General features: G+C 42.2%; 25 protein-coding genes. 15 read left to right on the forward strand and 10 right to left on the reverse strand.

The features are described from left to right. The first annotated feature begins 234 nt into the window (after positions 1-234). Positions 235-1566 (forward strand): pyridoxal phosphate-dependent aminotransferase, encoded by a 1332-nt coding sequence (locus G9Q97_RS01600; RefSeq protein WP_166143438.1) that lies wholly within the window; start codon positions 235-237, stop codon positions 1564-1566. Here G9Q97_RS01600 and G9Q97_RS01605 read toward each other — a convergent pair. Then, positions 1457-2515: a zinc dependent phospholipase C family protein gene (locus tag G9Q97_RS01605; protein ID WP_246255325.1), complete on the reverse strand. Its 1059-nt coding sequence runs from the start codon at positions 2513-2515 to the stop codon at positions 1457-1459. The genes G9Q97_RS01600 and G9Q97_RS01605 overlap by 110 nt on opposite strands. Positions 2516-2803: 288 nt before the next feature. Between G9Q97_RS01605 and rpsT the strand changes: the two genes are divergently transcribed. From rpsT to G9Q97_RS01665, 12 genes are all read left to right on the forward strand, one after another. Then, positions 2804-3058, forward strand: a complete 255-nt coding sequence (gene rpsT, locus G9Q97_RS01610) for a 30S ribosomal protein S20 (protein ID WP_166142474.1) — start codon at positions 2804-2806, stop codon at positions 3056-3058. 175 nt (positions 3059-3233) lie between these two features. After that, positions 3234-3929: a RadC family protein gene (radC, locus tag G9Q97_RS01615; protein WP_166142476.1), complete on the forward strand. Its 696-nt coding sequence runs from the start codon at positions 3234-3236 to the stop codon at positions 3927-3929. Between the two features lie 6 nt (positions 3930-3935). After that, on the forward strand, positions 3936-4553 hold the full coding sequence (locus G9Q97_RS01620) for a DUF1684 domain-containing protein (RefSeq protein WP_166143442.1): 618 nt from the start codon (positions 3936-3938) through the stop codon (positions 4551-4553). A gap of 54 nt (positions 4554-4607) precedes the next feature. Further along, positions 4608-7019: a phenylalanine--tRNA ligase subunit beta gene (gene pheT / locus G9Q97_RS01625; protein ID WP_166142478.1), complete on the forward strand. Its 2412-nt coding sequence runs from the start codon at positions 4608-4610 to the stop codon at positions 7017-7019. 1 nt (position 7020) lies between these two features. Continuing rightward, complete coding sequence (locus tag G9Q97_RS01630; RefSeq protein ID WP_166142480.1) at positions 7021-7308, forward strand: hypothetical protein; 288 nt, start codon at positions 7021-7023, stop codon at positions 7306-7308. A 2-nt stretch (positions 7309-7310) separates the two neighbouring features. Next, positions 7311-7595 (forward strand): cell division protein ZapA, encoded by a 285-nt coding sequence (locus G9Q97_RS01635; protein WP_166142482.1) that lies wholly within the window; start codon positions 7311-7313, stop codon positions 7593-7595. Between the two features lie 70 nt (positions 7596-7665). After that, positions 7666-9231, forward strand: a complete 1566-nt coding sequence (gene rny, locus G9Q97_RS01640; protein ID WP_166142484.1) for a ribonuclease Y — start codon at positions 7666-7668, stop codon at positions 9229-9231. Between the two features lie 171 nt (positions 9232-9402). Next, a complete protein-coding gene (locus tag G9Q97_RS01645; RefSeq protein ID WP_166142487.1) occupies positions 9403-9657 on the forward strand; it encodes a hypothetical protein in 255 nt (84 codons plus the stop codon). A 59-nt stretch (positions 9658-9716) separates the two neighbouring features. Then, entirely contained in the window at positions 9717-12842 is a 3126-nt protein-coding gene (locus tag G9Q97_RS01650) for an efflux RND transporter permease subunit (protein WP_166142489.1), read from the forward strand. Between the two features lie 96 nt (positions 12843-12938). Further along, entirely contained in the window at positions 12939-14045 is a 1107-nt protein-coding gene (locus G9Q97_RS01655; protein ID WP_166142491.1) for a hypothetical protein, read from the forward strand. Between the two features lie 375 nt (positions 14046-14420). Further along, complete coding sequence (locus tag G9Q97_RS01660; protein WP_166142493.1) at positions 14421-14999, forward strand: hypothetical protein; 579 nt, start codon at positions 14421-14423, stop codon at positions 14997-14999. A gap of 470 nt (positions 15000-15469) precedes the next feature. Then, positions 15470-16084 (forward strand): helix-turn-helix domain-containing protein, encoded by a 615-nt coding sequence (locus G9Q97_RS01665; RefSeq protein ID WP_246255326.1) that lies wholly within the window; start codon positions 15470-15472, stop codon positions 16082-16084. A gap of 19 nt (positions 16085-16103) precedes the next feature. Here the strand turns inward: G9Q97_RS01665 and G9Q97_RS01670 are convergent, their stop codons facing one another. Then, the gene (locus G9Q97_RS01670) at positions 16104-16706 is read right to left on the reverse strand and encodes a porin family protein (RefSeq protein WP_166143444.1); all 603 of its coding nucleotides are present in this window, start codon (positions 16704-16706) and stop codon (positions 16104-16106) included. 353 nt (positions 16707-17059) lie between these two features. On the opposite strand from G9Q97_RS01670, the gene G9Q97_RS01675 reads away from it, so the two are divergent. Together G9Q97_RS01675 and G9Q97_RS01680 are read left to right on the forward strand one after the other, a co-directional pair. Then, positions 17060-18109, forward strand: a complete 1050-nt coding sequence (locus tag G9Q97_RS01675; RefSeq protein ID WP_291372159.1) for a ParM/StbA family protein — start codon at positions 17060-17062, stop codon at positions 18107-18109. Between the two features lie 127 nt (positions 18110-18236). Then, a complete protein-coding gene (locus tag G9Q97_RS01680; RefSeq protein WP_166142499.1) occupies positions 18237-18803 on the forward strand; it encodes a bactofilin family protein in 567 nt (188 codons plus the stop codon). Positions 18804-18894: 91 nt separating this feature from the next. Here the strand turns inward: G9Q97_RS01680 and G9Q97_RS01685 are convergent, their stop codons facing one another. Genes G9Q97_RS01685 through G9Q97_RS01720 form a run of 8 tightly spaced genes read right to left on the reverse strand, consistent with a single transcriptional unit; the run spans position 18895 to position 26789 of the window. Then, complete coding sequence (locus G9Q97_RS01685) at positions 18895-20286, reverse strand: sodium-dependent transporter (RefSeq protein ID WP_166142501.1); 1392 nt, start codon at positions 20284-20286, stop codon at positions 18895-18897. A 42-nt stretch (positions 20287-20328) separates the two neighbouring features. Beyond that, entirely contained in the window at positions 20329-21276 is a 948-nt protein-coding gene (locus G9Q97_RS01690) for an SDR family oxidoreductase (protein ID WP_166142503.1), read from the reverse strand. Beyond that, positions 21251-22102, reverse strand: a complete 852-nt coding sequence (locus G9Q97_RS01695) for a peptidylprolyl isomerase (RefSeq protein WP_166142505.1) — start codon at positions 22100-22102, stop codon at positions 21251-21253. Before G9Q97_RS01695 ends, G9Q97_RS01690 begins: the two co-directional genes overlap by 26 nt. Next, positions 22095-23033 carry a hydroxymethylbilane synthase gene (gene hemC, locus G9Q97_RS01700; protein WP_166142507.1) on the reverse strand — a complete coding sequence of 313 codons (939 nt, stop codon included), beginning with the start codon at positions 23031-23033 and terminating at the stop codon, positions 22095-22097. Before hemC ends, G9Q97_RS01695 begins: the two co-directional genes overlap by 8 nt. Then, complete coding sequence (rimK, locus tag G9Q97_RS01705; RefSeq protein ID WP_166142509.1) at positions 23033-23941, reverse strand: 30S ribosomal protein S6--L-glutamate ligase; 909 nt, start codon at positions 23939-23941, stop codon at positions 23033-23035. Before rimK ends, hemC begins: the two co-directional genes overlap by 1 nt. Continuing rightward, on the reverse strand, positions 23941-24384 hold the full coding sequence (locus G9Q97_RS01710; RefSeq protein WP_166142511.1) for an ATP-dependent zinc protease family protein: 444 nt from the start codon (positions 24382-24384) through the stop codon (positions 23941-23943). The genes rimK and G9Q97_RS01710 overlap by 1 nt, the downstream gene beginning before the upstream one ends. Positions 24385-24441: 57 nt before the next feature. After that, entirely contained in the window at positions 24442-25575 is a 1134-nt protein-coding gene (locus tag G9Q97_RS01715; protein WP_166142513.1) for a DNA polymerase III subunit, read from the reverse strand. 11 nt (positions 25576-25586) lie between these two features. Beyond that, complete coding sequence (locus tag G9Q97_RS01720; protein WP_166142515.1) at positions 25587-26789, reverse strand: putative sugar nucleotidyl transferase; 1203 nt, start codon at positions 26787-26789, stop codon at positions 25587-25589. Positions 26790-26824: the final 35 nt, after the last annotated feature.

Below are 26824 nucleotides of genomic sequence, written 5' to 3' on the forward strand. Positions count from 1 at the left end.
AATTAATGGATTTGTTCTGATTCAGTTTGTTAAGACAGTTTTTTTCAGTAAAAAGTATTTAATTAGGGGTTAAACTCCGGTTGGCTGATTATGTAATTCATGCACTTCAAATTGGAATTTCAGAAAAGCATGTATCGGAGAGCAGTAAGCTTTTCTTTTTTTTATTAAAAGTGAATGGCTTAATAGGCTTTTTTGTTTCTTTGTATTTTAATAGGGAATACCGCAGAATTTATGATGAGACAGTTGTTATTGCGTCCGGGAGCTGAGGAATTGAATTATGAGATCAGGGGCATAGTAAAAAAAGCCCGCATGATCGAAGAGTTGGGGTATGACATTACCTGGGAGAATATTGGTGACCCCATTCAAAAAAACAACATCATCCCCGATTGGATGAAGGAAATCGTAGCGGGCTTGGTGCAGGATGATCACAGCTATGGTTATGCCGACAGCAAGGGCATGATGGCCACGAGAAAGTTTCTGGCAACATGCAACAACCAAAAAGGGGGAGTTCAGATTGGTCCTGAAGACATTCTTTTTTTCAATGGATTGGGGGATGGTATAGCCAAACTCTATCAGTTTCTTATACCGACTGCCAGGATCATTGGTCCTTCACCTGCCTATTCAACCCACAGCTCAGCTGAGGCCGCTCATGCCAATACCAGTCCCATTACCTATAATCTCGATCCCGACAACAGTTGGTATCCAGACATGGATGATTTGTACAATAAGGTAAAATACAATTCCTCCATAGTGGGGATACTGATCATCAATCCAGATAACCCCACCGGCATGGTCTATCCCAGGGAGGTGTTGGATCGTTTTGTGGAGATAGCCCGGGAATTTAACCTGTTGTTGATCGCTGATGAAATTTACCAAAATATCACCTATAATGGGTATGAGGCTATTGGGCTTTCAGAAATATTAGGGAAGGACCTTCCCGGAATTTCCCTTAAGGGTATTTCCAAGGAATTTCCCTGGCCGGGTTCCCGTTGTGGTTGGATGGAGTTTTATAACAAACATACCTCGGAGGAGTTTTCAAAACTCTGTACCACGCTGGAGAATGCCAAAATGATAGAGGTTTGTTCTACTACCCTTCCCCAGTTGGCAATCCCCAAAATCATGAGTCACCCGAATTATAAAGCCTACAGGAAAAAAGCCAATGCGGCCATTGGTACAAGAAGCCGGATCATGGAGGAGGTATTGGGAGGTGTAAAAGGCATAAAGTTTAACAAAACAAAAGGGGCCTTTTACAATACCGTGATCTTCGATGAAGGCGTACTGGATGAGCATCAATCCTTGCCTGTCAGCGATCAGAGAGTTAGAGATTACCTTGATAAATGGCTGCAGGAAAAGGAAATGCCCCATGACAAGCGGTTTGTGTATAATTTGCTGGCCTCAGAAAAAATCTGTGTGGTGCCCGTTAGTTCTTTTTGTTCAGATTTGAGGGGATTCAGGGTCACCCTATTGGAAGAAAACGAGGACGTTTTTCGCGATACTTTTGAAAGATTGGCCAAAAGTATTGGGGTTTACCTGAACTCTTCCAAAAAAGTTCTGGCAAACCATTGATGCTGGTTTCATGTTGCCGGATATTTTTTAATGAATTATCAGGCACAAACAGGCTGTCCCTTTCTTCCAAGGGTTCGGAGTCTACTTCCAAATCAGGCTGACCGGCTAGAATCCATGCTGTATACCAAAAGTCAGCTATCATTTTTATGGTATGCTGCATCTGTCGTTCCACCTGCCCGGCCAGCAGTTGGTGGTATGCCTGGCTAAATGCTTTTGAATAAACCCGGGTGTTGATCCCGCCTCTTTCTTCAAAGCTGTATTTTTTATCCTCCGGGAAGCGTGCAGTCAGTCTTGCTTCGAAAGCCAAAACCGAGTCCAGTGCGGCATGGGATTGCCCGACGGTTTCCCATATCAGGATTTGTGGATTGGGAATATATTCCGCTTTTCCGACAAAAAAATTGTAATCAGCAGCAAAAAGCTCCGGGAGTCGGCTTTCCCAAAATCCGTGAATGCCGTATTGTCCTGTAAATTGCCCATTATAGTTTTTGGTGGTATGTAAAGGGACATGAATATCTCCAATGTAATGACCCAGATCTGCTGCCAGGCGCAGAATGGCCTGTAAATCTTTTCGCTCAAATGCCCGGGTCAATTGCAAAAATGTCTGGTAAGTACTCCATGGAGCAATACCAGACATACGGAGGCTGTCCTCACCGAATTGCTTGACCGCATCGGACCAGAAGATTGGCAATAATACCAAAGCGCTATCCCCGTAAACATCCAGGTCAATGAAGTGTTTTTCGGCTTCTCTTTTTACGGCATACCTCCTCCGGTCTGGATTTACTGCTTTTTCACTAATAAACCGGATGTGGGGTTTAAAGCATACCATCAGTTCCGGGGGGAGTGAAAAAACGGCCTGGCGGTTGATCAATCTGTGCGCATAAAAGCCCCAGCCCGAAACCTGGTTCAGGCTGGTAATTTGTAGGACCACCATCAAAAAGACCATCCGCATGGGTAAATACAAGTATAAATGAATGTATAATTTAATAAATTATAGAGAAAATTAAAATCATGATTTAAGATAAACTAAAAGATGACGTACGTTTGTATCATTGGTTCATGGGGAGAGAAAAACCTTTCAGATTTTAAGCGTTGGAGCTAAACAAGCTGCTGATTATCAACAAAAGTGGAAAGGTTAGCAGATTTCAGGGTATATTTGGGCAATTGTTTTGCAATTAAAAATTAAACAGTTAAATTTGCGATCCATAAAAGAACAAGAAAAAGTTAATCATAAAAACATATGGCAAATCACAAATCGGCTTTAAAGAGAATTCGTGCAAATGAAGCCAAAAGGTTGAGGAACAGGTACCAGGCCAAAACTACCAGGACCTTTATCAAAAGATTGAAAAACACGGAGGACAAGTCTGAGGCACAGGAACTGTTGAAACAAGTCACTTCCATGATCGACAGGCTGGCCAAGAAAAATGTGATTCACAAAAATAATGCAGCCAATAAAAAGTCAAAATTGACCAAATTCGTAAATACCCTTTCGTAAACCGGTCAATTCAAAACATAAAAAAAACCCTGCATTGAGAAGCAGGGTTTTTTTTATGTCTAATTTTTTATATTTTTAGTGGGTACTCCGCTGAAATCAACGATAATGTAGTAGGGTTTGGTGGCGCATTGGTTTGGCCAGGGTGCTTGTTTTGTGTCAGCATTGATTTTTTACCATGGAAGATTATCGATCAATACGCATTTCTGCACTGGCAGAAGAAGACCGGCCAAGGGAAAAATTATTACTCAGGGGCAAGTCCCATTTAACGGATGCGGAACTGATTGCCATTTTAATTGGGTCCGGTACCCGGTACCTCAGTGCTGTGGACCTGTCCAGGATCATCCTGAAGAGCGTAGGCAATGACCTGGCCCAACTTGCCAAACTCTCTGTCAATGATTTAAAAAAATTCAAAGGCATAGGAGAGGCAAAAGCCATAAGCATCGTTAGTGCTCTGGAATTGGGAAGAAGGCGAAAGGTAGCTGAACCCCAGAAAAAAACCAAAATCAACTCTTCGGCAGATGTGTATCAGTTAATGCGTCAGGAATTGCAGGACGAATCTGTCGAATTTTTTTATGCCCTATTTTTAAACCGCAGTAATCTGGTCATCAAAAAGCAATTGATCAGCCAGGGCGGCACTTCGGCTACCATTGCCGATCCCAAATTGATTTTTAAATATGGAATGGAATACCTTGCCAATGCGATAATATTGGTACACAATCACCCTTCAGGAAGCCTTAAGCCGTCTACAGCGGATCTCAACCTTACCAAAAAATTGTGCCTGGTGGGTCAAAATTTGGAGCTTCCTGTATTAGATCATGTTATTTTCACAGATGTTGGCTATTTTAGCTTTGCAGATGAAGGCATGATTTAAATGAAAATGAATAAAAACAGCATATTTTGGACTTTAGTGGCCCTGGTGATAGGAATTTCCCTGATTTATACCTTTACAGGTACGGAAAACCCCGAATTGTATCAGGAGACCATAGAAGCGGAAAGAGAACGACAATTTAAGTTTTTGAAGTTCAACATGGAGTCGCCTCTCAAGGAGGACCAGAAACAAGAGCTGGACTCCCTGGATTTTTATCCCATTGATCCATCATATAAAGTGCGGGCAAGGATGGTGCCTGTCGCAAATAAAAGAATTCTGGAGATTCCCATGACAGATGGATCTATAGAGCGCTATATCAGGCATTCTTTTGCAGAATTTGAGTTGGCGGAAAAACCAGTAAAGTTGTTGTTGCTTCAAGCCGAGGATGAAACGGATCTGCGGAATTTTTTTCTTGCTTTTGCGGATGAAACCAGCGGGGAAGAAACTTATGGAGGAGGTCGGTATTTAAACCTCAGGCAAGATGGGCAATCTTCCATTACCATTGACTTCAACCTGGCTTTTAATCCCTATTGCGCATACAACCCTGATTTTGCCTGCCCTATTCCGCCTCGGGAAAATATTCTTGAAATTCCCATCAAGGCGGGGGAGAAAAATTACGATAAATAACCTTTCAGTAGAGGCCAATTATCGTAAATTTGTATTTAAGTCAAAATCATAATAATGAAAATTTCGATCAACCGTCTTAAAGATTATATTCCTTTTGATCATTCTTCTGAGGAAATTGCCCATTTATTGACAGCTTCCGGATTGGAAGTGGAAGGAATGACGACCTATGAATCCATAAAAGGAAGTCTTAAGGGGGTGGTCGTTGGGGAAGTTGTCAGTTGTGAGCCCCACCCAAATGCGGATAAACTTAGCCTGACAGAGGTGGATATTGGTGAGGAAATTGTGCCCATAGTATGCGGCGCTCCCAATGTGGCCAAAGGACAAAAAGTGCCTGTGGCTACTGTAGGAACAAGCCTTTACACAAATGATGGCAAGCCATTTGAAATCAAAAAGGCCAAAATCAGGGGAGAAGTTTCTCAGGGGATGATTTGCGCTGAGGATGAATTGGGGCTGGGTAGCAGCCATGAAGGTATTCTGGTTTTGGAGACTGATTTACCCAACGGAAGCCCAGTTGTTAAATTATTTGACATAAATACCACAGATGTGCTGGAAATCGGACTCACCCCTAACCGGGCCGACGCAGCTTCCCATTTGGGCGTGGCCAGGGATTTAAAGGCTTTGTTGGGCAAAGTATTGGTTTTACCAGATGTCAGTGACTTTAAAGTGGACCATGAAGAGCGAACCATCAGTGTATCCGTGGCCGATAGCGGAGACTGTCCCCGGTACGCCGGGTTAACCATTAGCGGTTTGAAAATTGGGCCCTCTCCCAAGTGGCTGCAGGATTATCTGAAAGCCCTGGACCTGGATCCTATCAACAATGTGGTGGATGTGACCAATTTTATTTTGCATGACCTGGGCCAGCCCTTACATGCTTTTGATGCGGATAAAATTAAGGGAGAAGAAATACAGGTAAAGAAATTACCTTCCGGAACAAAATTCATCACCCTGGAGGGAAAAGAACGAAAGCTGACCGGAGAGGAATTGATGATCTGTGACCGGGAAGAAGGGCTGTGCATGGCAGGTGTCCTGGGAGGACTGGATTCCGGGGTGAGTGAAACCACCAGCTCAATTTTCCTGGAAAGTGCCTGTTTCGGTGCCGATATTATCCGTAAAGGGGCACAACACCACGGGATCAAAACAGATGCCTCTTTTCGCTTCGAACGTGGCACAGATCCCAACATGCCGGTCTTTGCACTGAAAAGGGCAGCCATGCTGATCAAAGAACTGGCAGGCGGAGTCATCAGTTCCGGAATTACGGACCTTTATCCCGAGCCTGTAGCCGACTTTCAGGTTCCGGTAAAATTCAGGCATATCGACAGGTTAATCGGTAAGGCAATTGACAGCCGTGAAATCAAAAAAATCCTGGAATCCCTGGATATCCAGGTGAGTAGTGAAACAGCCGAGGGATTTGTGGCATTGGTTAAGCCTTACCGGGTAGACGTAACAAGGGAAGCAGACATCATCGAAGAAATACTCCGGATCTACGGATTTGAGGCCATCCCTCTTGAAGAAAATTATCAGTCTGACTTTTTAGCAGAACATCCTGAGAAGGACTTGAACAAATTGCAATACAGGGTTTCGGAAATGCTGGCAGGAATGGGGTACAGTGAGATAATCACCAATTCACTCACGAAATCGTCTTACTCGGAAAAGTCCTCCTTCCTGGATTCCAGGGAAGATGTGGTGATATTGAATAAGTTGAGCGAGGACTTGGGTGTTTTGAGGCAATCCTTACTGTTTACCGGGCTGGAAGTTTTGGCGCACAATATCAACAGGAGACAAAAGGATTTAAAATTTTTTGAATTTGGATCCGTTTATTCGAGAAAGAAGGAGGGGTACAGAGAGATGAAAATGTTGTCTCTTTTTATGACTGGAAATTCCAGGCATGAAAACTGGATTGAGGCGGTAAGACCGGTAGGTTTTTCGGACTTATATGCCATAGTAGAAGCCTTATTGACCAAGCTAAACATCCCTCAAACGGAGCTAGATGTGGTTGAGGAAGCTCCCTATGCTTTTGGTCTTGTATTGAAAGCAGAGCAACAGGAGTTCGGAAGAATAGGATTGCTGGAAGGTGCCCTGAGCAAAATGGTTGAAGTGAAGCAGGAGGTTTATTTTGCCGAATTGAACTGGAACGTGTTGGCCAAACTTGCCAGAAGCAGGGAGAAATTCCAGGAAATTTCAAAATTTCCGGAAGTCAGAAGAGATTTGTCTTTGGTCATTGATGAGGCAGTAAGTTTTGATCAATTGCGTCAATTGTCCTTCAAGGCAGGCGGGAAGTTACTTAAACGGATCAATGTATTTGATGTTTATAGGGGAGATAAAGTGGAAAAAGGTAAAAAGGCCTATACCTTGAGTTTTTATCTGCAGGATGACCAACAGACCTTAACAGATAAAGTAATAGATAAAACCATGAATAAATTAATGGCCATGTTTGAAAATAATACCGGTGCTTTGATCAGAAAATAAAATGAGGGTTTTCGATGAGCTTCATAGGTTGGAAAGGTTGTCTGAGCAGGTTGAACAGAAGTTCAGCAGGCTTGAAGAGGAAAATACTGCCCTTAAAAATCAACTTTTGGAGTACCAAAAAAAACTATCAGATCAGGAAGAAGCATTGGAGGATTTTAAAAATCAAATTAAAATTAGTAAAATTGTAAGAAACATACCGGTAGAAAATAAAGCGTCTGCTGAATTGAAGGGAAGAATTGATGACTATATAAAGGAAATCGATAAAATTATTACTTACCTGTCTGAATAAATATGGAAACACTTTCGATCAGAATAAAAATAGGAGATAGGGAATATCCTATGAAAGTGAAGGCCGATGAGGAGGCCAGAATCAGGCGGGTTGGAAAATTAATTAACGATAAAATTAAAAAGTATAGGGAAGAGTTTGGACTAGAGGACCGACAGGACCTGCTGGCCATGGTGGCTTTTGATTGCATGGTAGAATCCATGGAGTTAAATGAAGATCATACCGAGGGCAGCGAGCAGGTTAAAAATGTGATCCTGCAGGTAAACCAACGCCTTGAAGCCATACTTTAATAATTATAGCCGCTTTTAACCCATCACAGTGGACGATGTTTTTTTCCGGTAGATAAACTCAAATATATCTATGGGAATACCAATATACATCATTTTATCAGGGGCTGTGGGCATTTTGCTTGGAGCTTTACTCGCAGGGCTGTTTATCAAAAATAACAGCAAAAAGTTAGAAGCTGAAGCCAGGGAAAAAGCCAAAAGCATTATAAGGGAAGCCGAAATTACAGCAGAAGGGCTTAAGAAGGATAAAATACTGGAGGCCAAGGAGAAGTATATTCGACTCAAATCCGAATTCGAAGACGAGGTTGGTAAAAAGAAAAACATCCTCATTACCAACGAAAACAAACTCAAGCAGAGGGAGCAGGTTTTGTCCAAGGAGATGGAACAGCTCAAGCGCAAAGAAGCCGAACTGGACAGCAAAAAGGAAAATTTAAGTGCCCAATTGCATGCTGTTCAGGTTAGGAAGGACGAGTTGGATAAGGTAACCCAGCAGCGGATTACCGACCTGGAAAAAGTGGCCTTGCTCACCCGTGAAGAAGCCAGGGATCAGTTGATAGAAATGCTCAAGGATGAAGCAACTACCAAAGCCTCTTCGCATATCAAGGATATTCTGGACCAGGCAAAGCTGAGTGCCACCAAGCAGGCCAAGAAAATTGTTTTGGATACCATACAGCGTACAGCAACAGAACACGCGATTGAAAATTGTGTTTCCGTATTCAATATTGAAAGCGATGACGTCAAAGGAAAGATAATTGGTCGGGAAGGAAGGAATATCCGTGCCCTGGAAGCGGCCACAGGTATTGAAATTGTAGTGGATGATACCCCGGAAGCCATTATCATTTCCGGTTTTGATCCGGTTCGCAGGGAAATAGCCCGCTTGTCCTTGCACAGGTTGGTTCAAGATGGCAGGATCCACCCTGCCCGTATAGAAGAAGTGGTGGCCAAAACGGAAAAAAATATTGATGAGGAGATCATAGAGATCGGAGAAAGAACCTGTATTGACCTGGGCATCCATGGCCTGCATCCGGAATTGATCAAAATGGTAGGCAGGATGCGTTTTCGTTCCTCCTATGGACAGAACCTCTTGCAACACTCAAGGGAAGTGGCCAAGCTCTGTGCTACCATGGCTGCAGAAATGGGCATCAATGCCAAGCTGGCCAAAAGAGCCGGATTGCTGCATGATATCGGGAAAGTGTATCCCGAAGAAGCCGAATTGCCACATGCCATTTTAGGAATGGAGCTGGCCAAAAAGTACAAAGAGCATCCCGAGGTCATCAATGCCATCGGAGCCCACCATGATGAGATAGAAATGACCTCCATGCTTTCACCCATTGTGCAGGCCTGTGATGCCATCTCCGGTTCCAGGCCAGGGGCCCGAAGAGAGATCATGGACAGCTACATCAAAAGGCTCAAAGACCTGGAAGACCTGGCCCTGAGCTTTGATGGGGTCAACAAATGTTTTGCCATGCAGGCGGGCAGGGAGTTGCGGGTTTTGGTAGATGCGGATAATGTGGATGATACAACTGCCGGTCGCCTCTCTTTCGAGATATCTCAAAAAATAGAAAAAGAAATGCAATATCCCGGACAAATTAAAATCACGGTGATCCGCGAGATGCGGTCTGTGAATTATGCCAAATAGGGTGTAGTCAATAGCATCCCAAAGAATATTAAAAGGGTAGCGGTCCGGAAGGAAAGCTGCCCTTTTTTCATTTCAAGTTAAAAGTTGCAAAATATTTTTGTTTTAAAAATTATTTTTTTAGTTTTATTGAGTTCTAGATAAAAAGATCAACTAAATATTCAAATTTTGAATATGCTTTCCAAAAGCCGTTTCCAACCTGCCCTAATGGTTTTGCTGATCGGTTTGAGCCTTTCCTGTAGCAATAGCGGCCATGAAAATAAATCAGGCGATGACTTTATACCCCAATTTGTGATCACGGACAGTTTGGTAATCGATTACCTGGGAGAACTCAATATCATGGATATTAAACCGGACAGGTCGGAATTTCTGATGTTTGATTTACAAGGTGGAAGAAGAATTGGACCATGTGGCCTTTTATTTCTATGAGATCCAATAAAATATACAACCATGCATAAGGCTGATACTTCATATTTAACCCTTAAAACATGACACCCTTTCGTCTGGTCATCGCCTTTTTCGTAGTCTCCATCATAGGCTTCGCCTTACTGCCGGAATTGTCGGTGGACCTCAATCCAAGAGAAAAGGAGCCGGTTTTGAATATCAGCTTTTCGGTAAGAAGTGCCTCTCCGGAGTTGGTGGAAAAACTCGCCACTTCTCCATTGGAAGGGGCAATATCTCAAATTTCTGAGCTAAAAAAGACAACATCTGTCTCCAACTATAACCAGGGATCCATTCAGCTTAGATTTGACAAGCACACGGATATGGAGTACAAGAAATTTGAGGTGGCGGCATTGATCCGGCAGGTATATCCCTCCATGGACAGTAAAGTCAGCTACCCTGTGATCACCCAGTCCTCGCAAAGGAGCATCCAGGAAAAAAGCCCCATCCTTACGTTTAGTATCAATGGCCCTTTCGCCTCTTTTGAAATTAAAAAAATTACGGAGGATGTATTGGTAGCCTCCCTGAACAGTATTGAGGCGATTGAGGAAATGGAGGTAAGGGGGGCCAATGAACTGTACCTTTTCGTAACCTATGATATTCAAAAACTTCAGGCATTTCAGTTTTCCAGGTCCTTTTTGGAGAATAAATTGCGGAATTCCTTTGGTAAAAATTACCCGGGCCTGGCCATGAATGTGTCCGGTGAATCGCTTTTTCTGGAAATTGACCGTTCCCTTCATTCCCTGGAGGCCCTGGAAAACCTGCTTATAGGCAGGATTGAGGGTAAGGATATTTTCCTTAAAGACGTAGCTACCCTGACCATGGAAGAAGCGGCTCCACAGCGATACTACAGAATCAATGGCAACAATTCCGTAAACCTGACCATTTACAGCCGGGATGGAGTAAACAAGGTGTTGTTGGCCCAAAACATCAAGGACAAGGTAAATACTGCCAGTGCCTTATTTCCCGAAGGCATGGATGTGAGGCTGGAATTTGACAATACCTCTTTCCTGGAAAAGGAACTCCAAAAAATCTATAAAAGATCGGGGCTATCCATATTGATATTGATTGTATTTATCTTTCTGATCAACAGAAATCTGCGCTATCTGCTTACCTTATTCCTGGGTATTTTGGTGAATGTTAGTCTCACCGTCATCATGCTTTACCTGCTTGAAGTCGACATACACCTGTATTCACTGGCCGGGTTGACCATTTCATTTGGTTTGATCGTAGACAATGCCATTATCATGATCGACCATTTGCACAAACATAAAAACAGAAAGGTCTTTTTGGCATTGCTGGCAGCCTCGCTGACGACCATTGCAGCTTTGTTGATGGTGTTTTTGTTGCCAGAAGAGGACCGTAAAAATTTAGGTGAATTTTCTATTGTCGTGGCGGTGATGCTGGGCAATTCCCTGTTGGTGGCCTTGCTGTTTACGCCGGCCATCTATGATTTGCTTTTTGGAAGGGCCCGGGCCCGGGGCAGGAGACTTACCATTTCCAGTTTGAGGAAAAGGGTCAGGGCATTCGATGTGTTTTCTCGTTCCATTTCATTTTTTGCCAGGTACAGGAAGGCCTTCATCACGGCATTGTTGCTCCTTTTTGGATTGCCCATTTTTTATCTTCCCGCAAAATGGGAAGATAAGGAATGGTACAACAATTCTGTGGGAAGCACGGTATATCAGGAAGAAATACGGCCCTATGTGGACAAGGCATTGGGTGGTACACTGAGGATGTTTGTGCGGGGTGTGTTTGAAAAATCGGCCTACAGGGAAGCCGAAAGGACACGTTTGATAGTCAATGCCAGTTTGCCCTTTGGCAACACCCTGGATCAGATGGATTTTATAATCAGAGAATTTGAAGACTACCTCAAAGGAGTGGAGGGGATAGATAAGTTTGTGACTAGCGTCAATTCGGGGCAAAGTGCCAGGATAGAGATTACCTTTAAAGAAGCCCACGAAACCTCTGCCCTCCCCTACAGGCTCAAAGGGAGACTGGCCATGAAATCCACCGACTGGAGCGGGGTACGATGGAATATTTATGGGGTAGGGCAGGGCTTTTATACCGGTCCCGGCGGGGAAGGGATTCCTTCATTTCGGGCCGAATTGAGAGGGTACAACTTTACGGAGTTGGAAAAACAAGCCGAAATTCTGGCAGAAAAGCTATTGTCTCATCGCCGGATACAGGAAGTGAACACCAATGAAAGACTGAGTTATGGCGAGCAGAAAACAGAGGAGTATGTCCTGAGGCTGGACCAGCAGCGGCTCGCCATGGCCGGGGCAAATCAGTATGAGCTGGTGAATGCCCTCAATGACATGTCCAGACACGAACAGCCTTCTTTGTTTTTGGAGGTGGCTTCAGCGCAATATGGCCTGGTAGTGAGAGAAAAACAATCTGACAGTTTTTCCAGGTACGATTTGGAAAATAGCAGCCTTATCACAGGGGAAGACAGGATCTTTAAAGTTTCAGGCTTTGGTTCCCTCCAAAAAGAGACTACCACCAATGCCCTGCATAAAGAAGACCGGCAATACATTCGTCTGGTTTCCTTTGATTACATGGGCTCCGCCAAATTTGGCGGGGAATACCTGGATGAAGTGTTGGAAGAAATGAAGGCCAGTATGCCTATAGGTTATTCCGCGAGCCGGCAGACCTATACCTGGAACTACGATCAGGCCAAAAGACAATATGGTTTGCTCCTGGTGCTGGTTTTGGGAATCTTCTTTATCTGTTCCATATTGTTTGAAAATTTCAAGCAACCCCTCTTTATAATTTTCATCATACCCATTTCTTTCATAGGCTTGTTCCTAATTTTTTCGGTATTTGATTTTTATTTTGATCAGGGGGGCTATGCTGCCTTTGTGATGTTGGGGGGATTGGCGGTCAATGCAGCTATTTTTATAGTCAATGATTTAAATAACAGGACGGTAGGAAAGTATAACAGAAATGTGTTAAAAGCAGTAGCCGGGAAGGCGACCCCAATTTTATTGACCGTATTGTCTACCTGTTTTGGTCTGATCCCTTTTGTCATGGAGGGGCAGAATGAAATTTTTTGGTTTTCTTTGGCCATTGGTACCATTGGAGGCCTTCTTTTTAGCATGGTAGGTGTTTTCCTGGCTTTACCTGTTTTCTTGTGGAAAAAGCAGTCTGCACCAAAAAATACCAAAAATGATTAATACCAGGTTTTTATGAACAAATGCATTTACGCCCTTTTATTGTTTTTCTTTTGCAATGCATGCAAGAGGTCTGAAAATCAGAAAGAATCTGGGCCAATGACAAAACTGACTTTGGGTCTGGTAGACAGCATCATGGTAGACGAACTCAGTCCCCTGGTCATTGATGATTACCTGGAGAGCACGGGTCATTTTCTGATGCGGGGGACCAGGAGCAGAAAGCCTTATCTGGTAAACGATAAAGGCCTTGTATTAAAGGAATATGACATCCTGAATGAAGGCCCGGATGGGGTGGGGGCCAATGGAGCGATTGGATATGGATTTTTGGACCAGGACCGTTGGGTGGCCCAGGGAATTTTCAACGGCTACCACATTTTTGACATGAAAGGAAAGAAGGTGAAATTGCTGGAACCCATTCAATTGGATATTTACGCCATGTCCATTTATAGTTATCGTACTTTTTTCCGAAGTTTTACTAAATCGGGAAAAGGGATTATTATTGGGCAGGAGCAAAATTTATTTGATCCCAAAACCATCGAAAAGGATAAAATTCAAACGCCGGAATATTATGAAAAGGTTAAAACAGTCTTTGCCTATGCCGTAGAAAACGGACAATTGGACCTTTTGGAAACCTACCCTGAGGAATGGACTCCCCGAAAGATGGGAGATTTTGTCGGGCAAAGCCAACCCATTGTGGCTTATCACCGCCATCTGCATGAAATGGCCATTTTACCGGCAATTGGCAATCAACTTTTTATATACGATTTTTCCAAAGCATATCCTGAATTGAAAAAGGTAGTGGAATTGTCCCATCGCTTTCTACCCGAAGGACTTCCGGAAAGGGGACAGGAGGTGGAAGGTTACTCAGATTATCCCAATTTTACCTATGTCAGGTATGTCGGTGAGCGGTTACTGGTTGAGTTCAAGACAAAAATACCTGTTGATCTCATTACCCAGCTGAGGTCCAAATCAGAGCAATACTACAATTTACCGGAATTTAAAGAGGCCTTGGAGGCTTTTGCAAAACCCTATTATATGGTCGTGGACAACGGAGAACAAATTGGGGTTTTGGATGGATTACCAGTGCATGGGGCACTGGATTTTGCAGATGAAAACGGTTTTATTTATGTTAATGATAATCTCGAGCCCGAGGTGGAAAGGGAGTACAATATTTTTTATAAACTGAATTTCAATGAATTAGATTAAATAAGATGCTGTCCCTGTTTTTATTTTAATATTATTTTATTTTCGGGCAATTTTTACCCTTAAAAAAAATTTTATTTTGTTTATTCCTGTATTTAAAGTGAAAAAATCACCCTGTTTCTTATTTTTTGTTCCATACATACACTACTTTTAAATTTAGGAATACATAATATTTAACTATTTATATTAATTAATAGTTAATTTTTACATATTTTCATTGATATATTTGCAATGTATAATCCTCTCTGTTACATTTGTGTCATACTTACGTAAGTAATTCAATTACCCGCCCAAAATAATTAGCCTCAAACAAAAATTTTTCGGGAGGTTCCCGGGAAGAGGTTTTAAAAGTGTCTAAACCTTTAAAAATTTATTACCATGAGATTAATTATTGTAACATTACTCGTTTTTTCTTTAAGCACGGCGGTATTCGCTACAGCACCTGTTGAAAACCCTATCGTTACCCTTGAAAAGGTAGGTGAAAACAAATTCCAGTTGAAATACATGGGAATTCCCGAGGGAAGAATCACTGTGGCATTCAAAAATGAAGACAACAGGGTGATTTTCAGGGATATCATTGAAGCCGAAAAGGTTTTTTTCAAAAATTATGATTTGAACAAGTTGGATTTGGGCAACTATCAGGTTGAGGTTTTTGCTGCTGAGGCAGGGAAACTGGAAGATTTTGAAGTTTACTTAGGTCCTAAAAGTGTCGAAAAAACCTATTTTGCAAAAGTGCAGGTTCTGGATAACCAAACCCTCGCATTTGTTTTGAAAAACCTGGATGGTACCGAAAAGAAACTTGAGATTTTCGAAAAGGGAAAATTGATTTTCGAAGAAGCAATTTCAGGTGATACTTTCGGCAAAAAATTCAAGTTTGAAAAAATAGGATCGTTGGAGAACATCAGCTTCAAGGTATCTGATAAAAGCGGATTTGGAAATTATATTTCCGCACTATAATATAAATTTAGCCACCAACAATGCAAATAGGTTGCCTTCGGGCAGCCTATTTTTTTTATGAGATCCTGAAATCGGAAAGCCAGTCCGTTTTATGGATAATTCCATTTAAAATCAATTGGTTTTGCAACGGAATGTTTTTCTTGCCTCTGACCTAATTTCAGGGAAATATAGTCTTCTCAAACTTTGACAGCTGGAGAATTAAAAACCCGGGTTACAAGGGGTTTTTCAATCCATTGAATTACAACTAATTCACATGAATGTCATCAGAAGACTCAAAATGAGACGGGCCAGGTAAGCCCATGTTAAGAAGGGGTTGCCACATCTTTTTCCCTCATAAAAGAGCCGTAAAAAGGGTTTTCGGGGAAGGTTCATGCGGTCTTTCAGGTAATTTTGTCCAACTCTTAAATATTTAGGATCAATGCCAGGGAAAATACAAACAGGCAATGGGGGACTGATCCGTTTTTTTAACTATGAAATTTATTTTCCCTTTACCTTGTTTGAATACCATGCATAAAGTCGGGATCAAAAACATGGTATGCCCAAGATGTATCATGGCTGTACAGGAGGTTCTCAAATCCATGATGGTGGATTTTGAGCGGGTTGAACTCGGTCAGGTGCTGTTTGAGCAAAGGCCTGATGAATCATTTTTAAGAGACTTTGAGGAAAAGCTTACGGCTTTGGGATTTTCTTTGGCCAGGTCCAGGGAAACAGTTTGGGTAGAAATGACGAAGCTTACCTTAATTCAGCTGTTGGAGGGGGGTGACATGAAAGGTGAGGCACCGCTTTCAGACTTGCTGTCCAGTAAAACAGGTCTACCCTACAGCAGGTTGAGTCATCTTTTCAGCAGTATGGAAGGAATGTCCATCGAGCAATATTTTATCGGCTTAAAAATTGAAAAGGCAAAGGAATGGCTGAGTTACGAATCAATGAATATCAGCGAAATCGCCTGGAGTCTTGATTACAGTAGCGTACAGCACTTTTCTGCTCAATTTAAGAAAGTAACGGGTTTAACGCCCAGCCAGTTTAAGAAACTGAATCAAAAACCCAGGATATTTTTAGATCAGGTGGGTAAGTCTCCACATTAAGTGGGATTTCGTATGACTTTCAAAAAAGACGAATACCCAATGAAAGCATCAATTGATTTTGCCTTTGATCTGTGGCGAAACCTGCAATTGACTCTGCATGTTTGCCCAAAGCCCCTTCATATTTAAAATCTAAAATCATATTGGCAATATCTAATCCAATACCTGCCTGGTAGCCTAAAGTGGTGCTGTTATAATCCGGATCAAAGCTACCGGGAGCATTGCCTGAGCTAAACTCACTGTCAATGATAAATGTGGCCACTGGGCCGGCCTGAACCCTGAAAACCCGGGCGATTTTAAATCCGCCCATCAGAGGGATATCAATTCTATCGAAACTGGCGGTATAGGTAACCGTGTTGTTTCCCTGTGAATTTTGAAATTCGCCCCCTGTATTGGTGTATAGCACTTCGGGTTGGATATAAATACGGTTTCCACCCAGCCTGGCAAATAAACCCGCATGATACCCCAGTTTTTCATTGCCTTTGGTAAAGTCTGTCCCATTAACGGAAATATTCCCCTGAGATATACCGATTTTGGGTCCAATAGAAAATTCCTGTGCATGTGTTTGGACGAAAGCCAACAGGAAAATCATTAAAATAAGGTTATTTTTGAGCACCTTTTTCATGGTGGATCCTTTTAATTTGAGTTGCAGCATGAAATAAACCAGCTTTGAAACGATCAGGATACCGAGATGGTATTGAAATTTTTTATTGACAGAATACAAAATTGCTTGATTTTATATCAAATACAAAATTATGGGCATAAACTTGCCGCAGTAGCTTGTTATTTCGCAAAGGTTCCTTTAATTTGTCTTTATACTGAAGGTTAGTCACCTGCTTCCTTAATATATTGATGAAAAATAATTAAGTTTGTAAGAAGCCTAAATTTCAAAGAAATGGTTTGTTTAACTTTCTAAGGTCTTGATAGTTTTTAATCTTATATTTAAGAAAAAGGACTTGGTAAATTGTTTTATAAAAGATAAAAGCAAATAAAAATTCCATGATAGAAGTAATAAAGTACCCCAGTGTATTGGAAAGCAGTAATCTTGAGCTCAGGAACGTGGCAAAGGATTTGGTCTCGGGACTTAAAATTTACCATGACAATATTGGTTATTTGGTTGGGGACTTGGCATTGTCTGAAGGTACATCGCCTCACAGAAACATCAATAGTTCACCTGAAGAAATTGATTACAAAATCTTTTTGAAAGCCGGACTTCTTTTGGCCTCCCAGAAGTTGGGTAGTCCCATTACAGTGACTACAGGTTTTCCATTTTCCACTTTTCAGGTTTTTAAGGAAAATGCATATCGGTTGTTGGAAAATGAACACATAATTGAATATGATACCCAGACCTTCGGTGGAGGGGGCAGAAAAAAAATGGCTGTTGAAGTAGACAGGGTAGCAGTAATTCCCGAAGTGGTGGGTTGCAGTATGGCTGTAAGGCAAATGTACAGTGATGCACCAAAAAATTTCTTTATGATAAGTCTGGGCTATGGTACTATGGAAGCCATTTTGAGCACAGAAGGAGGCTTGGTACAAAGGTCAAGTGTGTCCACCTTTGGACTGCGGTATGCCATTAATCTGATTACCAGAGAGCTTCAGAAGGACAATTACCTTGATCTGAAAACCGAACATCAGATCGATCAATACTTTAGTGAGGGTACAATTATATTAAACAGAAAACGTTTAGACTTAAGAGAATTGCGCAAGCAGGTGATCACCCAATATTACAATGACGTGATTTCCCCATCCATAAGAAAAGCTTTCTCCGATAGTGATTTTTCTAAATCCGCAGATCTCTATTTGGCCGGAGGTGGGGCCAATTATGTGGAGTTGGTAAATCTTTTCAGGGATGAATTTGATGGGTTATTAAATGTGCATGTTCCAGATTCTCCAGAACAAATGGCTTCGATAGGTTATTGCTATAATAGTTTGGCCATAGGTGGAGGGGCTAAGGATAAGGCTGTTGGGTTGGACCTGGGAAACAGCTCAACTATCCTTACTACATTCAAACAAGAAAAAGAAGATTAGTCATATAAAATCAAAAATGGCTCAGCCGACACACAAATGGATGAAGTCCATCATAGGAGATTATCCAGAAAGTCGGGAACCTTCAGAAGGGATAAAATATGACCTTTGAAAATCAAAATATAATCAGATGAAATTTGGATCCAACAAGCAACAAAACGAAGAACCAAATGTGGGAAAAGTGACGGTTTTGTCACTTGGATTTGAACTTACAGGAGACATCATCTCTAAAAGTGATATACGTGCGGACGGAATATTGGTAGGCAGTATTCGGACCGATAAAAGAGTAGTGGTGGGAGAAAAGGCCTCTATTACCGGCGATATCATTGCAGAAGAAATCAGCATTAGCGGAGAAGTTGTTGGTGACTTGTTCATTAAAGGAGAAACGACCATTTATGCCAATGCAAAGGTTTCAGGTAATATCAAAACCAGTTCCATTTTTATCCACAAGGGAGCCCAAATCAATAGTGGTATTCAGGTATTGGCACCCAAAGAAGTTGAGGAAGCTTCCAAATCAAGCAAAATCAATTCGGTAAGCAGAGAGGAGCTTTACTCCATGTTAGATGATCGCTCCACTACGAAGAGGAACAAGGAGGTGCCGGTGAAGCCCATATCCCAGCCCAAAACAAAGACGTATACCGATTCTTCAACAGATGGCGATTCTGATACTAACATGGATTATCCCAGGTCCTGGTAAAGTAAATTCACAGATTTTCTAAGGAAAATAAAAAATGGCAATCCCTTCTGGGATTGCCATTTTTTTATGCATTTTCCTCCGCCAAATAATCTTAGCCACCTTCTCCCGGTTCTCCAAAAACACCTACCATGTTTAACAATACAAGAATGATGACGATGGGGCATATCCACTTGATAAAAAAGATCCATGCCTTTTTTGGGAAGCCTTCAAACGAAGCTGAACCCATGGATAACTCTCCTGCGTATTCTTTGACATTTTTTATCCAGCCGGTATATAGGCTTAGCATCAGACAGATGACCACAATGGCTAGCGTCCCGAAGAAAAAATCCATTAAATCGAAGAAGCCTGAAATTTGTTTTCCAAAGAAGTTGAAACCCATTTTGTTAAAGAAATTGCCCTGTACTGCAGCTAGGGATGAGGGTATGCTTAGGATCATGGCGGCAATACCTATGGTCCATGCGGCTTTTTTTCTGGACCATTTTCTTTCATCAATAAAATAGGCTACAGGTACTTCCAGCATGGAAATGCTCGATGTGAGGGCCGCTACGAGCAATAGAAGAAAGAACATGCCTCCTATGATATTTCCAAAAGGTTCGATTTGATCAAAAACCCTGGGAAGAACATTGAATACAAGAGCGGGACCTTCGTCTGGACTCACTCCTGGCAAAAGGGCAAAGAGGGCCGGAAAAATCATCAAACCACCCATTAAGGCCACCATACTGTCCATACCGGCTATCCATCCGGATGAACGGATTACATTGTTATTTTTGGGCAAATAGGAACCAAAGGTTATCATTAAGCCCCAACCAACAGATAAACTAAAGAAAGCCTGTCCAAGGGCTGAAAGGATTACTTTTCCGTTGATTTTGGAAAAATCCGGAGAAAGGTAATATTCTATACCCGCACTTGCTCCGGGCAAGGTTACGGCCCTGGCTGCAATGAGAATGATAATGAGAAACAAAACGGGCATCAAAAATTTGGCAGCTTTTTCAATACCACCGGAAATGCCTCCCAATACCACCATGATGGTCATGAGTATAAAGATCATGCACAGGGGAATGACGTATAAGGGTGTTTGGACAAAATCTTCAAAGTCGATCGGTATATTGATCAATTCAGTAAAAATATAACCTATGGTCCATCCCGCAATGACAGAATAATAACTCAAAACAGCAAAGCAAACCATGACACACAAAACACCCGCTGATTGCCAGAATTTACTTCCCCCTGTTGTTTTAATCGCTCCTACCGGGTTTCTGCCTGATTTTCTACCCAATGCAATTTCATTCAGGAGTAGTGGAAGACCTATCAATAAGACGCAAAGCACATAAACAAAAACAAATGCACCACCTCCATTTTGACCTGTTATATATGGGAACCGCCAAATATTACCTAAACCCACTGCCGATCCTCCAGCGGCCATAATAAAACCAAATGAGGATCCCCATTGCCCTCTTGAGGGTGTTTTAATAGATTTTTGCATATAGTTAATTGAGTTGAGTGATGTACAAAAAGAAAAAAGAAGTCAGGTTTTATATTCAGCTAATTTAATTTGTTTTGCCATAATACCAATTCCTTCGGCAAAACTTTTTGGACTAAAGCCCAGAATTTCTTTGGCTTTGGAAATGATTAGCCCGGTTCGCAAGGGCCTGTTAGCCACCTGCCCAAAATGGCTGGAATCTGTTTTTTTGATTTTTGTGGCATCCAGATGGAAAAAACCTGCCGTTATTATGGCCATGTCATAGGGAGTAAGTAACTCCTCTCCGGACAAATTAAAAATCCCACTGGCCTTTTTGGCTACAATGAGAAGGCAGCCTTCCGCCAGGTCCTCTGCCAATGTTGGTGTCCTGAACTGATCGTCTACCAATTCAAGCGTTTTACCTTGTTCCAATCCTTTTTTAACCCAAAGAATGATATTGGAACGGCTCATATCATGGGAAATGCCATATACCAGATTGGTCCTTACTATAGCCCATTTGTAAGGGTACTTTTGGATGGCTATTTCTGTCTCCAGTTTGGTTTGGCCATAATAATTTAAAGGGTTTGGTTTGTCTGCTTCATCATAAGGACCATTTTTGCCATCAAAAATAAAATCAGTTGAAATAAAGATCAGATGGGATTGGCATTGGGTGGAAGCCTGAATTATATTTAGAGTGGCTTTCACATTTTGCTCGTAACAGTTGTGTCTGCTTACCTCGCATCTGTCTACATCTGTCATAGAAGCTGCATGGATAACGTATTGCGGAGCATAGATGCGGAATACCTCCATTACCTCTTTGAAATGGGTAATGTCCATTTCCTCATAATCATATCCTTCCCATTCCCCTGGTAACCTGCAGATTCCTATTCCTGTGGCTATGACATCATACTTCCCGTCAATAAGAATTTTCTTGACAATTTTTTGTCCTACCAGACCGTTGGCTCCTGTAATTAATATTTTTGGTTTTTCACTCTTCAGGATATTGATATCCATAATCTTCAGATATTTTCTTCTTAGCCACTAATTCAACATTTACTTTGATGTAAACGGGTGTAACAGGTTTGTCATTCGGTCCTTTTTCCAGTTGCGCTATCGCTTCCATTACATCAAGACCCTTGATTACTTTTCCAAATACGGTATAGGTGTCATCCAAATGTGGGGTTCCCCCTATACTGGTGTATGCCCTGACTTGATTTTCCCGGATGTCTTTTCCCAAATTTAAGTTAAAAAATTGTTCCATCATTGCTTTTTTGGAAAGCATTAGGGCATTTAAACTATCAAATTCCTGATTTTGGTAAAGTTTACTGTATTTTTCCCTTAATCCCATATTGCTGTCCAGCTGTATGTATTTTGAAAAAGCCATTTGCAGCTTCCGCATATCGGTAGTTAGCTCCTGCTCTTCATATACCCGGCCTTCCACAATGTAAAATTGACAACCACTGGATTCCCGTTCCGGATTCAGGTTGTCACCCTGCCTGGCAGCGGCAATACTTCCCCTTTCATGGATAAGGGAAGGGTCAAACTCCGCAGGCAGCGTGTACCATTCTTCTTTCGGTAAGCCCTCCCTGGTAAATACGTCCCCTCCCTGGATCATAAAATCATCGATGATCCTGTGAAACTCAGTAGAATCATACCTTCCAGAACTTGCCAGATCAATAAAATTTTCCTTATGCCGGGGTGTTTCATCATACAAAACGGCATACATCTTCCCAAATTTGGTGTCTATGGTCACCAGGTAATCCTTTTCCGTGGCGCAGGAAAGGGAAAGGCTAAGGTAGGCCACACAGCTTATCCATTGGATTATTTTCAACCTATTCATTTAGCGTTTTCTTGATTTCTTTTAAAACCTGATCCCCTCCCATGGTCAATATGCTTTCAGCAAGTTGGTGACCCAAACTTTCCGCATTTTGTTCCGGACCAATAAAGAGATCATAAAGTCTGTTTTTCCCATCCAGTGACATCAACCCGCCCTTCAGTTCCACCAGGTCCCCTTTCCATTGGGCCAGGGCAAAGGCAGGAATACTGCAGCCACCTTCCAAAACCTTTAAAAAGCTCCGCTCCGCCCGCAGGCAGACAGCTGTAGGAACATGGTTAACGGCCAGAGAAATGGATTCCTTAATTTCCGCGGGGAGGAGTTGGTGGGCTTCTATACCTATACTGCCCTGGCCCACTGCCGGAATAAATTGCTTCAAGTCCAATTCTTTTCGGATCAGGTGGTCATACCCCATCCGATGTACCCCTGCAAAAGCCAATAGCAAACCATCACAGACCCCTTTTTCCATTTTTGCAATTCTGGTTTGCAAATTCCCCCGAATATCGGTTGTTTTTACATTTGGATAATAATGCTTTAAAGTAGCGATTCTTCTGGTGGAAGAAGTGCCAAGCACCAATGGTTTCTCCCGGTTATTGAGTTCCGGGAATTCTTTTTGGTGACTGATGATGACATCATTCACCTTTTCCCTTTCGGTAAAAGCAATGATTTCAAATCCTTCGGGCAGTCGCGAAGGTAAATCTTTGGCACTATGCACGGCAATGTCTATCTTACCTTCCGCCAACTGGTTTTCTAATTCTTCGGTAAATACGCCTTTACTGCCAATTTTTGAAATGGCCACGTCAAGTACCTTGTCCCCTTTGGTTTCAATGATGACAATCTGAGATGAAATGCCCTTGCTTGTCAATAAGTCTGCTACATGGTGGGCCTGATAAAGCGCCAGTTTGCTTCCCCTTGTCCCTATGCGAATCGGATCCATTACTGCTCGTTTTTTCTTTTTAAGGTTTTTTTCTCCACTGCACTTTCTATATAGGAAATGATTTTTCCGGCAATATTTATTCCTGTAGCTTTTTCGATCCCTTCCAGCCCCGGAGAACTGTTTACCTCTAAAATCAATGGACCGCGGTCAGATTGGAGCATGTCCACGCCAGCAACTGAAAGGCCGAGCGCTTTGGCAGCATTTAAAGCGGCTGCTTTTTCCAGTCGGCTCAGTTTTATGACTTCTGCTTTTCCTCCCCTGTGTAAATTAGACCGAAATTCCCCATCTGCTCCCTGTCGCTTCATGGCACCTACCACCCTGTTGTTTACTACAAAAGCCCTGATATCCGCTCCCTTGGCTTCCTTTATGAACTCCTGGACAATAATGCGTGCTTTAAGGCCATGGAAAGCTTCAATGACCGATTGGCTGGCTTTTCTGGTTTCAGCCAATACAACTCCCAGACCCTGGGTACCCTCCAGCAGTTTGATGATAAGCGGTGCACCTCCAACCATCTCCACCAACTGTTTTTCTCCACCTTTCGAAAAATTGGTAAATGCCGTTTTTGGCATTCCCAGACCCTCTCTGGATAAAATCTGTAAAGATCTCAATTTATCCCGGCTGCGTACTATGGCCTGGGACTCCACTGCAGAAAAAACACCCATCAATTCAAATTGTCGGACCACAGCAGTTCCATAAAAAGTAACAGACGCCCCTATCCTGGGAATAATGGCATCAATTGATTTGAGCTTCTCTCCTTTATAAAGAATATAAGGACCATTTTGCTCGATAATCAAATCACAAGCAGAGTGGTCGATCACCATGGCTTCATGGCCTGCTTCCCTGATAGCCTGTATCAATCTTTTGGTAGAATACAGGTTTGAATTTCGGGACAATACGGCTATTTTCATCACTGATTTTTAGGCTTAGGGTTTCCGGCCAAATTAACTTTATCCACGTCTACCAAAAACCGGCCTTTCAGGATTTTTCTTCCCAACAACACGGCATTTTTCATATTTGATCGGTTGGAAAGGGTAAATGCTGCCGGAAAGGAAGCGTCTCCAATAGTCAGCGAAGTCAGCACCAGGTAGCGTTTTTCCATCTGGCCAAAGGAATTTTTCACTTTTTTTACTTTATACTTTGCTGTTTGTATTTTTTTTCCTGAAAAGGCTTTATGGGAGGGTTCCAGGGGAATAAACTCCAATAATTTTTTTCCCCTTTCCTGTATTTCAGTGGCCCGTGAGACGTGAATGGTGCAATTGTATGCACCGGTATCTATTTTCGCATTTATTTTACCAATGTCCCATTCCGGCAGACTAATACTTTCTTTCCTCCCTAAAATTGTTTTTTCCATTGGTTCAAAGGTAATTTATTTCAATAACTTACAAGGATAATTCCATAGCTTTATGGGCTAGACTGTCCGGATTATTTTGGCCAGGTTAAAAGCCATATCCAAAAACAGAATTTTGGAATTTGCATTTCTTTCAATATGGTAGTGGCCATCATTGAGTACCCGATAAATTTCCATGATTTTTTCATCATTCAGCACGGTATTGCTAAAATTCACAATAAACTCCCTGTCAGTTTCGCTGCTACGCATCAGGTTTGTTAATTGGGTCCTGTTGAGCAGGGATTCTCTGATTACGTTTATTCCAGTCAATAAAATAGATTTTTGTACCTCTTTACTGCCAGTCCCTATTAGTTCTGCAAAGTCAATAAGGGACTGAATATCCGCTTTATAACAGTTTCTCAACCAGTCCCTGAAGAGCAAGGTGTTTTTGTCTGCAACATTTTGGGATAGTAAAATAGCCTCGCGCAGGTTGCCGTCTGTCAGTGGGGCAATCTGCTGCGCTTCCATTCTCCCACATAGTGATTGATCCACCAGGTAATTTTGGATTTCTTCATCGGTAAAATTTCTGACATGGATTTTTTGGGTTCTCGATAGTATGGTTGTCAATAGACTTTCCGGCTGCTGACTGACCATTAGGAAGATGGTTTTTGCAGGAGGCTCTTCCAGGATTTTAAGCAGGGCATTGGCGGAAGAAAGGTTCATGGTCTCAGGAGCCCAAATTAACATCATTTTGTAGCCGCCCTCAAAGGATTTAAGGGAAAGGGTTTTTACGATCTGCCTTGCTGCCGCTTTGGAAATACTCAAAGGTTTGTTGATACCCAGATGTAAACTCCAATCCTGAAAATTACCATAGGGTTTTTCCAAAACAAAATTCCTCCAGAAGGCTGCGAAATCGGGTTGTTCCTCCTCTTTTTTTTCTGCTTTCTTTTTTGAAGAAGCTGGCAGCGGAATCGCGAAATTCAGATCAGGGTGGACCAGTTTTCCCATTTTTAAACAGGAGGGACATTTGCCACATGCATCTTCCTCTCCCGGCTGACTACAGTTGATATAGGTAGCCATGGCCAAAGCCAGGGCCAGGTTTGGGCTGCCTTCTTTTCCATGAAAAAGTAAGGCATGGGCCAGATGGTCTTTCTGAATGGCCTTGATAAGCTTTTGTTTGGTTTCCCCGAGACCGGGGATAGATGAAAAAAGCATGGTGTTATTATTTAAAATTCCTTATCCCAAATCCGGTAAGGCCTGGTGAGCTCAAATACCTTCTGCAATATAGCCCTTTCTTTTTCGTCAAATTCCATTCCTTTAAAGGCCATCGCTTTTTGAGCAGTTTCTTCAAACCGCATCAATTTAAAGGTACTGAATCCCGAAGCACCTCCCCAGGCAAAAGAAGAAACAAATTTCCTTGGAAAGCCTTCCCCAAATAAATTAGCCCCTACTCCGATAACGGTACCAGTATTCAAGGTGGATCCAATTCCCAGTTTAGCATGGTCTGCTACCATTGCCCCGCAAAACTGCAATCCGGTATCGCTGAAACCACCCTTGGTATAGTCCCATACCTTTACGGGCATGTGGTTGTTTTTCAGGTTGGAAACTACTGTGTTGGCACCAAAATTACACCATTCTCCAATCACACTGTTTCCCATGTAGCCATCATGCGATTTATTACTATGGCCCATGAAAACCACGTTGGAAACTTCTCCGCCTACTTTGCATTTTGGACCAACCGTAGTGTTTTCCCTTATTTTTGCTCCCATGCTGATAGTGGCATCTTCACAAAGGGCAAAAGGGCCTCTGATCAAAGCACCTTCCATTATCTCTGCGTTTTTACCTATGTATATAGGGCCATTTGTAGCATTTAGTATGGCGGCCTTTATTTTTGCGCCCTTCTCAATAAAAATATTGGGTTCCTGATACAAATGCGTGTGTGGGTCGTCAGTGCCCCAGGACACACGTCTTTTTGTCAGCAGGTCAAAATCCTTGCGGATTTCATTACCGTTCCATTGAAATATGTGCCAGTTTCTACTTAGTAATTGAATGTCTTTTTCATAATTCACCTTTTTTTTCTGAGGCAAATGGTCCGTTTGAAAGTGTTCAGGGCTATCCAGATAGCTGGCCAAAAGGGTATCCTGGTGCCAGAGGGATTCATTGCCCTTCAAGGCTTCTATAGCTTTCACCAAATCCTCATCCGGGCACAGGGCACCATTGATGTACAAGGCTGCTCCATGGATGGCTGGATATTTTAATTGTAAATAATCCTGAGTCAGAAACCCTACATTTTTTGCTTGCAGGCGGGTTTGCCATTTTTCACAAATTTTTAAAATCCCAACCCTTATTTCAGCAACTGGACGGGTAAAGGTAAATGGCAGTAGGTTACCCCTGCTGCGGGGGTCGTCAAACAACATGATATGATCCATGGTACAAAAATAAAAAAGTCTACCGGAATAAAGCT

The organism is Cyclobacterium plantarum (genome assembly GCF_011290685.1).
In the GTDB taxonomy this organism is placed as follows: Bacteria; Bacteroidota; Bacteroidia; order Cytophagales; family Cyclobacteriaceae; genus Cyclobacterium; species Cyclobacterium plantarum.